At 60.7% G+C, this 9,690-nt stretch carries 6 protein-coding genes; 4 read left to right on the top strand and 2 right to left on the bottom strand.

The window, feature by feature from the left end:
• The 4 genes from dnaA to CFB50_RS00020 all read left to right on the top strand — a co-directional run.
• A partial coding sequence (gene dnaA / locus CFB50_RS00005) for a chromosomal replication initiator protein DnaA (RefSeq protein ID WP_089444696.1) occupies nucleotides 1-1,578 on the top strand: 1,578 nt, incomplete at its 5' end.
• A gap of 168 nt (nucleotides 1,579-1,746) precedes the next feature.
• Nucleotides 1,747-2,853: a DNA polymerase III subunit beta gene (dnaN, locus tag CFB50_RS00010; RefSeq protein ID WP_039364632.1), complete on the top strand. Its 1,107-nt coding sequence runs from the start codon at nucleotides 1,747-1,749 to the stop codon at nucleotides 2,851-2,853.
• 192 nt (nucleotides 2,854-3,045) lie between these two features.
• Entirely contained in the window at nucleotides 3,046-5,520 is a 2,475-nt protein-coding gene (gene gyrB / locus CFB50_RS00015) for a DNA topoisomerase (ATP-hydrolyzing) subunit B (RefSeq protein WP_089444697.1), read from the top strand.
• A 474-nt stretch (nucleotides 5,521-5,994) separates the two neighbouring features.
• Entirely contained in the window at nucleotides 5,995-6,477 is a 483-nt protein-coding gene (locus tag CFB50_RS00020) for a DUF488 domain-containing protein (protein WP_089444698.1), read from the top strand.
• Here the strand turns inward: CFB50_RS00020 and CFB50_RS00025 are convergent.
• Complete coding sequence (locus CFB50_RS00025; RefSeq protein WP_256978633.1) at nucleotides 6,434-7,153, bottom strand: hypothetical protein; 720 nt, start codon at nucleotides 7,151-7,153, stop codon at nucleotides 6,434-6,436. The genes CFB50_RS00020 and CFB50_RS00025 overlap by 44 nt on opposite strands.
• Before the next feature lie 142 nt (nucleotides 7,154-7,295).
• A complete protein-coding gene (locus tag CFB50_RS00030) occupies nucleotides 7,296-9,548 on the bottom strand; it encodes a TnsA endonuclease N-terminal domain-containing protein (protein WP_373452938.1) in 2,253 nt (750 codons plus the stop codon).
• Nucleotides 9,549-9,690: the final 142 nt, after the last annotated feature.

Below are 9,690 nucleotides of genomic sequence, written 5' to 3' on the forward strand. Positions count from 1 at the left end.
ATGAACGATTTCTGGCAACACTGTTCCGCACTGCTGGAGCGCGAGCTGACGCCCCAGCAGTACGTGACGTGGATCAAACCCTTGGCCCCGGTGGCCTTCGATGCGTCGGCGAACACGCTGTCCATCGCCGCGCCGAACCGCTTCAAGCTGGACTGGGTCAAGAGCCAGTTTTCGGGCCGCATCTCCGATCTGGCCCGCGAATTCTGGAGCGCGCCGATCGAAGTCCAGTTCGTCCTCGATCCCAAGGCAGGCATGCGCAGCGCCGCCGCCGGTGCGGCACCGGCCGCCCCGCGCGCGCCGCTGGCCCCAACCGGCCCCGCCGCGACTGTGGCCGCGATCGCCGCCAACCTGGCCGCGAATGCCGGCGCTGCGCCCAGCGCCCCGGCCGACGTGCCGATGACGCCGTCGGCGGCCGCCGCGCATCACCTGAACTCCGACGACGCCGACATCGACCTGCCGAGCCTGCCCGCGCACGAAGCGGCCGCCGGCCGCCGCACGTGGCGCCCGGGCCCCGGCGCCGCGCCCGCCGCCGGCGGTGAAGCCGATTCGATGTACGAGCGTTCGAAGCTGAACCCCGTGCTCACCTTCGACAACTTCGTGACCGGCAAGGCGAACCAGCTCGCGCGCGCCGCCGCGATCCAGGTCGCGGACAACCCCGGCATCTCGTACAACCCGCTGTTCCTGTACGGCGGCGTCGGCCTCGGCAAGACCCACCTGATCCACGCGATCGGCAACCAGCTGCTGCTCGACAAGGCCGGCGCACGGATCCGCTACATCCATGCAGAACAGTACGTGTCGGACGTGGTGAAGGCGTACCAGCGCAAGGCGTTCGACGACTTCAAGCGCTACTACCACTCGCTCGACCTGCTGCTGATCGACGATATCCAGTTCTTCTCCGGCAAGTCGCGCACGCAAGAGGAATTCTTCTACGCGTTCGAGGCGCTGGTCGCGAACAAGGCGCAGGTGATCATCACCAGCGACACGTATCCGAAGGAAATCTCGGGCATCGACGATCGCCTGATCTCGCGCTTCGACTCGGGCCTCACCGTCGCGATCGAGCCGCCCGAGCTGGAAATGCGCGTCGCGATCCTGATGCGCAAGGCGCAGTCGGAAGGCGTGAACCTGTCGGAAGACGTCGCATTCTTCGTCGCGAAGCACCTGCGCTCGAACGTGCGCGAACTCGAAGGCGCGCTGCGCAAGATCCTCGCGTATTCGAAGTTCCACGGCCGCGAGATCTCGATCGAGCTGACCAAGGAAGCGCTGAAGGACCTGCTGACCGTGCAGAACCGGCAGATTTCGGTCGAGAACATCCAGAAGACCGTCGCCGACTTCTACAACATCAAGGTCGCGGACATGTACTCGAAGAAGCGTCCCGCGAACATCGCGCGGCCGCGGCAGATCGCGATGTATCTCGCGAAGGAACTCACGCAGAAGAGCCTGCCGGAAATCGGCGAGCTGTTTGGCGGGCGCGATCACACCACCGTGCTGCACGCGGTGCGCAAGATCGCCGACGAACGCAGCAAGGACGCGCAGCTCAACCACGAGCTGCACGTGCTGGAACAGACGCTGAAGGGCTGAGCGCGACGCGCGCTTGATAATTCGGCCTCCGCCCCAATTTAAGGGGGGCGGTTCGGTTTTGAGGCACAATACTGGTTTGACCGCCCCGGTGGTGGCGGGCCAAGAGCCCGGCCGGCGGGGCGCTGCGAGGCTGCTGCGCTGCAGGCCGTTACTCAACGAAGGAACTCTATGCAACTGGTCAAGACCGAACGAGACACCCTCCTCAGGCCGCTGCAAACGGTCAGCGGCATCGTCGAACGCCGCCATACGTTGCCGATCCTCGCCAACCTGCTGATCACCAAGAACGGCTCGGACGTTTCGTTCCTGTCGACCGACCTGGAGCTGCAGATCACCACGCGCGCCGATTTCGGCGTCGGCGGCGACCAGGTCGCGACCACCGTCGCCGCGCGCAAGCTGCTCGACATCCTGCGCGCGATGCCTGACGGCCAGGTCACGCTGTCGCTCGCCGACAAGCGCCTCACCGTTCAATCCGGCAAGAGCCGTTTCGCACTCCAGACGCTGGCGGCCGACGAGTTCCCGACCGTCGCGCAGGCGAAGGATTTCGGCGCAACGCTGACCGTCCCGCAGAAGTCGTTCCGCCAGCTGCTCGGCATGGTGCACTTCGCGATGGCGCAGCAGGACATCCGCTACTACCTGAACGGCATGCTGCTCGTCGTCGACGGGGACCAGCTGATGGCCGTGGCCACCGACGGCCACCGCCTCGCGTTCTCGTCGATGAAGCTCGAAGGCGGCACGTTCGGCCGCCAGGAAGTCATCGTGCCGCGCAAGACGATTCTCGAGCTGCAACGCCTGCTCGAAGACATCGACGACACCGTCACAATCGACATCGCGCAAACCCAGGCCAAGTTCACGTTCGGCCAGGTCGAGCTCGTGTCGAAACTCGTCGAGGGCAAGTTCCCCGACTTCCAGCGCGTGATCCCGAAGGCGCACAAGAACACGTTCGAGATCGGCCGTGAAGAACTGCAGCGTTCGCTGCAACGCGCGGCGATCCTGACCTCGGACAAGTTCAAGGGCGTGCGCTGCATCATCGCGCCGGGCCAGCTGAAGATCATGTCGACCAACGCCGATCAGGAAGAGGCGCAGGAAGAACTGGAGATCGCCTACCAGGGCGATACCGTCGACATCGGCTTCAACGTCACGTATCTGCTCGACGTGCTCGCGAACCTGAAGGTCGACACCGTGCAGGTGAGCCTCGGCGACGCCAGCTCGAGCGCGCTGATTACCGTGCCCGAGAACGACGAGTTCAAGTATGTCGTGATGCCGATGCGCATCTGACGCGCGCGACATCACGACACACACCAGGGGGCGGCAAGCCCCTTTGGCGTTTTTATGGCGAACTGACAACCCGCCCTTTTAGTGCCTCTTCGGCACTTGGGGCGGGCCAGGAAACTGGAGCGGCCGGCGATTTCGCTCGCTGAAACGCACCGCGCCGCCACGAGAGTGGCCTCGCAGAACCGGAAGATATCCATGAGTGAACAGCACAATTCGCAACCCGATAACAGCAGCTACGGCGCCTCGTCGATCCAGATCCTCGAAGGTCTGGAAGCGGTGCGCAAGCGCCCCGGGATGTACATCGGCGACACGTCGGACGGCACCGGTCTGCACCACCTCGTGTTCGAGGTGCTCGACAACTCGATCGACGAAGCGCTGGCCGGGTACTGCAACGACATCCACGTGACGATTCACGCCGACAACTCGATTTCCGTGACCGACAACGGCCGCGGGATTCCGACCGACGTGAAGATGAACGACAAGCACGAGCCGAAGCGCAGCGCTGCCGAGATCGTGATGACCGAGCTGCACGCCGGCGGCAAGTTCGACCAGAACAGCTACAAGGTGTCGGGCGGCCTGCACGGCGTGGGCGTATCGTGCGTGAACGCGCTGTCGAGCTGGCTGCGCCTCACGGTGCGCCGCAATGGCAAGAAGCGGTTTATGGAATTCCATCGCGGCGTCGCGCAGGATCGCGTGCTTGAGGTGGTCGATGGCGTCGAAGTGTCGCCGATGCTGGTGACCGGCGACACCGAGAACCGCGGCACCGAAGTGCACTTCATGGCCGATCCGACGATTTTCGGCACGGTCGAGTATCACTACGACATCCTCGCGAAGCGGATGCGCGAGCTTTCGTTCCTGAACAACGGTGTGCGGATTCGCCTCACCGACCTGCGTTCGGGCAAGGAAGACGATTTCGCGTTCGCCGGCGGTGTGAAGGGCTTCGTCGAGTACATCAACAAGACGAAGACCAACCTGCACCCGACGGTGTTCTTCGCCAACGGCGAGAAGGATGGCGTGGGCGTCGAAGTCGCGATGCAGTGGAACGACAGCTACAACGAAAACGTGCTGTGCTTCACGAACAACATTCCGCAGCGCGACGGCGGCACGCACTTGACCGGCCTTCGGGCCGCGATGACGCGCGTCATCAACAAGTACATCACCGACAACGAAATCGCGAAGAAGGCGAAGGTCGAAACGACCGGCGACGACATGCGCGAAGGGCTGTCGTGCGTGCTTTCCGTGAAGGTGCCGGAGCCGAAGTTCAGCTCGCAGACGAAGGACAAGCTGGTTTCTTCCGAGGTGCGTGCGCCGGTTGAAGAAGTTGTGGCGAAGGCGCTGGAAGAATTCCTTTTGGAAACGCCGATCGACGCGAAGATCATCTGCGGGAAGATCGTCGAAGCTGCTCGTGCGCGTGACGCGGCTCGGAAGGCTCGCGAGATGACGCGCCGCAAGGGCGTGCTCGACGGCGTCGGCCTGCCCGGCAAGCTCGCGGACTGCCAGGAGAAAGACCCGGCGAAGTGCGAAATCTACATCGTCGAGGGTGACTCGGCAGGTGGGTCGGCCAAGCAAGGGCGCGACCGGAAGTTCCAGGCCATCCTGCCGCTGCGCGGCAAGGTGCTGAACGTCGAGAAAGCGCGCTACGACAAGCTGCTTTCGTCGGAACAGATCGTCACGCTCGTGACTGCGCTTGGGTGCGGGATCGGCAAAGAGGATTACAACCTCGACAAGCTGCGCTATCACCGCATCATCATCATGACCGACGCGGACGTGGACGGTGCGCACATCCGGACGCTGCTGCTCACGTTCCTGTATCGCCAGATGCCGGACATGATCGAGCGCGGGTACGTGTATATCGCGCAGCCGCCGCTTTACAAGATCAAGGCGGGCAAGGACGAGCGGTATCTGAAGGATGACGTGGAGCTCAACGCGCACATGCTGCGGTTGGCGCTGCAAGGGTCGGAGCTGGTGCCGGGTGAGAATGCGGCGGCGATTTCGGGTGATGCGCTTGGGGAGCTGGCGCGATCGTATCTGCTGTCGCAGAGCGTGATCGAGCGGTTGAGCCGGTTGTATGATCCGGCCGCGCTGGAGGCGGTCATGGATGGGGTGGTGATCGACCTCTCTAACGAGGCTTCGACCGAGGCTTCGGCTAAGGCGCTGCACGCTGCGTTGCATGATGAAGCGCTGAAGAACGAAGTGCGTGTGGTGCCTTCGTATGATCCGGTTCGCGAACAGCGGTCGCTGCATGTCGAGCGTACGCATCACGGCAACGTGCGAGTTTCGGTCATCGACCAGGAATTCCAGCACACGGCGGATTATCAGCAGCTCGTGACCACCGCGAATACGTTCAAGGGGCTCATCGGGGAAGGTGCGGTCATCAAGCGCGGTGAGCGCAGCATGGCCGTGGCGGACTTCAAGAGCGCGATGAAGTGGTTGTTGGCGGATGCTGAACGCAACGTCTCCAAACAACGCTATAAGGGGCTCGGCGAGATGAACCCCGAGCAGCTGTGGGAAACGACGATGGATCCGGCAGTGCGGCGTCTGCTGCGTGTGCAGATCGAGGATGCGATTGCTGCGGATGGGATCTTTACTACCCTCATGGGGGATGATGTGGAGCCGCGGCGTGCGTTTATCGAGTCGAATGCGTTGCGGGCGGGGAATATTGACGTTTGAGGTGCTTTGTAGACCTAGGGCGCCAGAGTAAGTGCGACTGGCGCCACAGTTTTGCGACTGGACGACGAAGTTGATGCGACCGCCCTACTGTCGAACATCACGATAAGGGAATTTGCCGAAGGCGTTAGGCGCGCGCCCGCCTAACTCAGGGCACAAATTCTCTGATGGCCTTGGAAGGCCAGCCCCCTGAGTGGGAAACTTTGTGAGGGTCGGGAATCCGATCCTCACCAACTCCTCCTATTGCCAAAAAACCAATCGCTCTCGGTTGGTTTTTTCTCCCAAGGTTTGGTGCGGATTCCGGACCTGGTCTGGCGAGCGCCACCCCTGCCAACCTAGGATGTCCCCTACCGACACCTCCAGTCACCGCCTAATGACTGTGGCACTGTACATTGCCGCCAAGACAGGGGCATTTTGCGACCGCCGTGACTGGTGGTGCATCCTCCGTTAAAATCGCCGCTTTAGAGGGGCACAAGTATGACCGTTTTCACCATAGGCTACGAAGGACTGGACATTGACGCGTTCATGTCGTTGCTCGCTGAGCACGGCATCGACACCGTCGTGGACATCCGCGAGCTGCCCCTGTCGCGCAAACCCGGGTTTTCGAAGAAAGCACTGGCTAGCGCGTTGAATCTCTCCGGCCTCGAGTACGTCCATATGGTCGACTTGGGCTGCCCTAAGAAGGTGCGCGACCGTTACCGTGAGGATGGCAACTGGAAGCGCTACACCGAGGGTTTCCTGAAGCATCTCGAGACGAAAGAAACCGCCATCTCCGATCTGTCGGACTTAGCGAGTACGTCGAACTGCGCGCTACTGTGCTATGAGGCCGACTTCAACTTCTGCCACCGCTCGATAGTGGCCAATGCCGTGCGTGACTACTGCGGCGCGGACGTCGAACACATCAACGCTGCAGACGCTAGAACAACGAACCCTGCATTTCTTCGACTGGCTTTCGCTTAGGCGGATAAACCAAACTAATGATCAGCCACTGGTCTTGGAACCGGTGCTGATTGCCCATCAAGAACATCAAATCCTTTCCGCCGAGCGATTCTTCCAGCTTGGCGCGGAACGGCGCTTCCCAAGCGACGCCGTGGCTACGACGACAGTTCCAAAACAACGCGCCAGCCTCCCAATCGACGATCTTGTGCTTGTGCTCCTTTTCGCCCTCCGGCGTATCACACACATACCGATAATAGAAGTCGAACGGTACCTTGCGAAGTTCCACCACCTGCCGTTTCGCCTCGGCCTCGGAAAAGAGATCGCCCTGCATCTGCTCACGCATCAGCTTCTCTTTTTCCTCCTCCGTCCACTCCTGGTTTCGGGCCTTGGTGATTTCAAGGCCGAGCAATCTCTTTGGGCGCAGTAATGCAATCGACAAGCTGTCGCCGAGCCGTCCAGCTTCGACGGCATCAAAGCTGTCGAAGGATGGGATCTTGGCCAACCACTCCCAACGGGTGGCCCACTCCTTCTTGGTGCCTATCACGTCCCCACAGCTGATCGTGTCGACGTAGAGCTTATGGCTCTCGGGTCGATGATCCTTGTTGGCTTTCTCGACTCTGACTTCGATCCACTGCCATTTTTTGAATTGCTGGCCTTCTTCGATCATCCGGAAGGGCACGGGGTACAAGCGGCGCATTGAGCCGTCCTGGCTTATGCCTGCCACGCAGGACGTCTCAACATACTGGGCACTGGGCGAGGGGTACGTCTTCGCCAAGATCAAGATGCGCTCTAATCGATCCAAAGCCATAGTTATCCCCCTCGCTTTCTCTTCTATTACCTTACATCAGAACCCGATAGTGTCGCTTGTCTGCATCGGACGACTTGAGGATGCGGTACTCCATCCCGCTGGCCACTGCGATCTGCTGAGCGAAGTCCTTCTTGGCTTGCACCACCGCGTCCTCGATCTGGTTGTCGGCCTTCACCTCAACGATGACGTACTTCAGGCTACCATCCGGCTCTTCGCGCTGGAAGATAAAGTCGGGGTAGTAACTACGCACGGTGCGCGAGTCTGGGTCGATGTACTGGATGAAGAAATCAGACTGGCCGTGAGTCAGCATTCCAGTGAAGTAGATTTTCCTCACCCGCTGCTCACGCAGCAGGTCCCAGAACAGCCAGTTCTCCGAGCCGGAGTCAAAGCAGTAGGTGTCGAGGTGGAAACTCTTCGCGCGCTCCTCGTCCTTAATCTGCGCGTCGTTCATCCGGACGATCTTGTCCTTGGCCGCCGACACCTCGTAGTAACCGTTCGGGGGCATCTTAATCAGATCGACTTCGTGCTCCTCGGTTTGCTGCGACTCGTCAAGTTCGTAGAGTTGGCGGAACAGGCGCGGGATGATCTCGTCAAACAGCAGCTCGTTGAACTCATTGGTTATCGCCACCAGCTCGTCAGTGCCTTCCTTCGTCGAGTCCAGCAGTTCCTCTATGTCGAGTGGGGGTAGATTGAGGTAGCGTGACGCCTCCGCCACCAGCGTCATCCGTGAGAAGATGCGCTTTTCGCGGCGTTCGGTCAGATCGAAGGTGCGACTGCCCGACGCGCGTGCGGCGTCGGCGGCGGTCAAACCCTCCTGCTGCGTTTCGATTAGCCGGTACTTCTCAACTAACTCCGCCCACCTCTCTCGGCTAGAGCGTTCAGGGACCAGTTCCTGCCCAGGAACAAGCTGCTTTTCGCGCATCTGGTATTGCTTGCGCACGCGCACGAGCTTGATCTTGACCGGCGGCTCCATTACGCGTACTTCCACGCGCTGCTTGTCGCTGCCCGTCTTTTGCAACTCGTCGGCACTGATGCGGAAGTTCTGTTGTAACTCGTCGTTAAGGGTATTGAGGTTGTCGTTCGAGAGGAAGACATGGCCAGTGTGTTGGGCCTCGCCGATGGCGCGCAGGCAACGCATCGTGGCCTGCAGCACGAACACCTTGGACTTCGGCTCGCGGAACAGGCCAACGCCGAACAGCGAGCGGCAGTTCCAGCCTTCCCGCCCCTTGTTGACCAGCAGGACGAACTGCTTTTCCGAGCCTTCGGTGTCGAGCCGATTGAACTCGCGGATGTCGTCGTTGGTGGTGAGCTTGTCGTCACCCACATTGACCAGAATGCGCGAGGTCGGGATACCGTGCTTGATAAGCGCGCGCTCAACCGCCGGTTTCAGCTCGCTTGTCAGCTCGTCGATAGTGGCAGCGAAGAAGGCCAACTTGGGCAGTAGACCTTCCGGGCGCAGTGTGCCGGACTCCTTCAGGAAGGCTTCGACGGTGACGTCCACGAACTCCTCGGTGCGGGTGCTGTTGTAGCCGTGCAGAAGCACCTTCTTCAGGAAGCCCTTGTCGATGGCTTCCTTCAAGCCGTAGGCATACACCACCTCCGGCAACACCTCGCGCCCAACGTAGGGCGTACCCGTATAGTTGTAGCAAGCCACCACGCGCGTACCCGCCGCGTTGAGGCTGGCGGCGAGAATGTCAATGGTTGTGCGCAGGCTGGTGTCCGTCTCCTTCACACCGACGCCCATGTCCTTGGCGAGCGCCTTGCCAAAGGCGTGATGGGCCTCGTCCACATAAATGCCCAACTGCTCCAGACGGCGTAGCTTCTCGAACCGCTGGTTGGTGGTCAGTTCGCCCTCTTCTTCCGGCTGATCGAAGTTGTAGAGGTCGGCGGCATCGGCATAGACGCCGGTGGCGGCGAGCGTGTCGCCAGTAGCGCCAAACAGTTTGTCAATGGAAGTCTTTTCCTTATGCTGGCGCTTGAGGATGATCTTCTGCGTGTTAGAGACGATGATGTTGAAGCGCGAGCGATCCAGCGTGTCCAGCGACGTGCCTGCTTCTTCAAGGTAGTGGAAACGCAGGTGCGTGGTTAGGAAGTTGACGTACTCCGGCGGCACCACGAGGGTCAGGTCGAACGCTTCGATCTCCTTCAGTGATTGCAGCACCGTCTTATCCGGTGCGAACACTAGGGCGTTGTGACAGTAGCGCGCATCCTTCTCGAATTTATTGCCCAGTAGGAACTCGTAGAAGATGCAGGTCGCCATCAAGATGGTTTTGCCGGTGCCCATCGTCAGCGCGAAGATTGTTGATGTCCGCGCAGAACTGACCCACTAGAGCTGGAAATTTTCATCGAATTTTGACCCACGTGATTGAATGCTCTGCTCAATCTTTGAGCAGGGGATACAAAGGTGATCACGGTGGGTATATTGG

The organism is Burkholderia sp. AU33423 (assembly GCF_002223135.1).
Taxonomy (GTDB): domain Bacteria; phylum Pseudomonadota; class Gammaproteobacteria; order Burkholderiales; family Burkholderiaceae; genus Burkholderia; species Burkholderia lata_D.

Coding starts and splice junctions, on each gene's coding strand:
- dnaN (WP_039364632.1), top strand. CDS start 1,747: ATGCAACTGGTCAAGACCGAACGAGACACCCTCCTCAGGCCGCTGCAA.
- gyrB (WP_089444697.1), top strand. CDS start 3,046: ATGAGTGAACAGCACAATTCGCAACCCGATAACAGCAGCTACGGCGCC.
- CFB50_RS00020 (WP_089444698.1), top strand. CDS start 5,995: ATGACCGTTTTCACCATAGGCTACGAAGGACTGGACATTGACGCGTTC.
- CFB50_RS00025 (WP_256978633.1), bottom strand. CDS start 7,153: ATGCGCCGCTTGTACCCCGTGCCCTTCCGGATGATCGAAGAAGGCCAG.
- CFB50_RS00030 (WP_373452938.1), bottom strand. CDS start 9,548: ATGGGCACCGGCAAAACCATCTTGATGGCGACCTGCATCTTCTACGAG.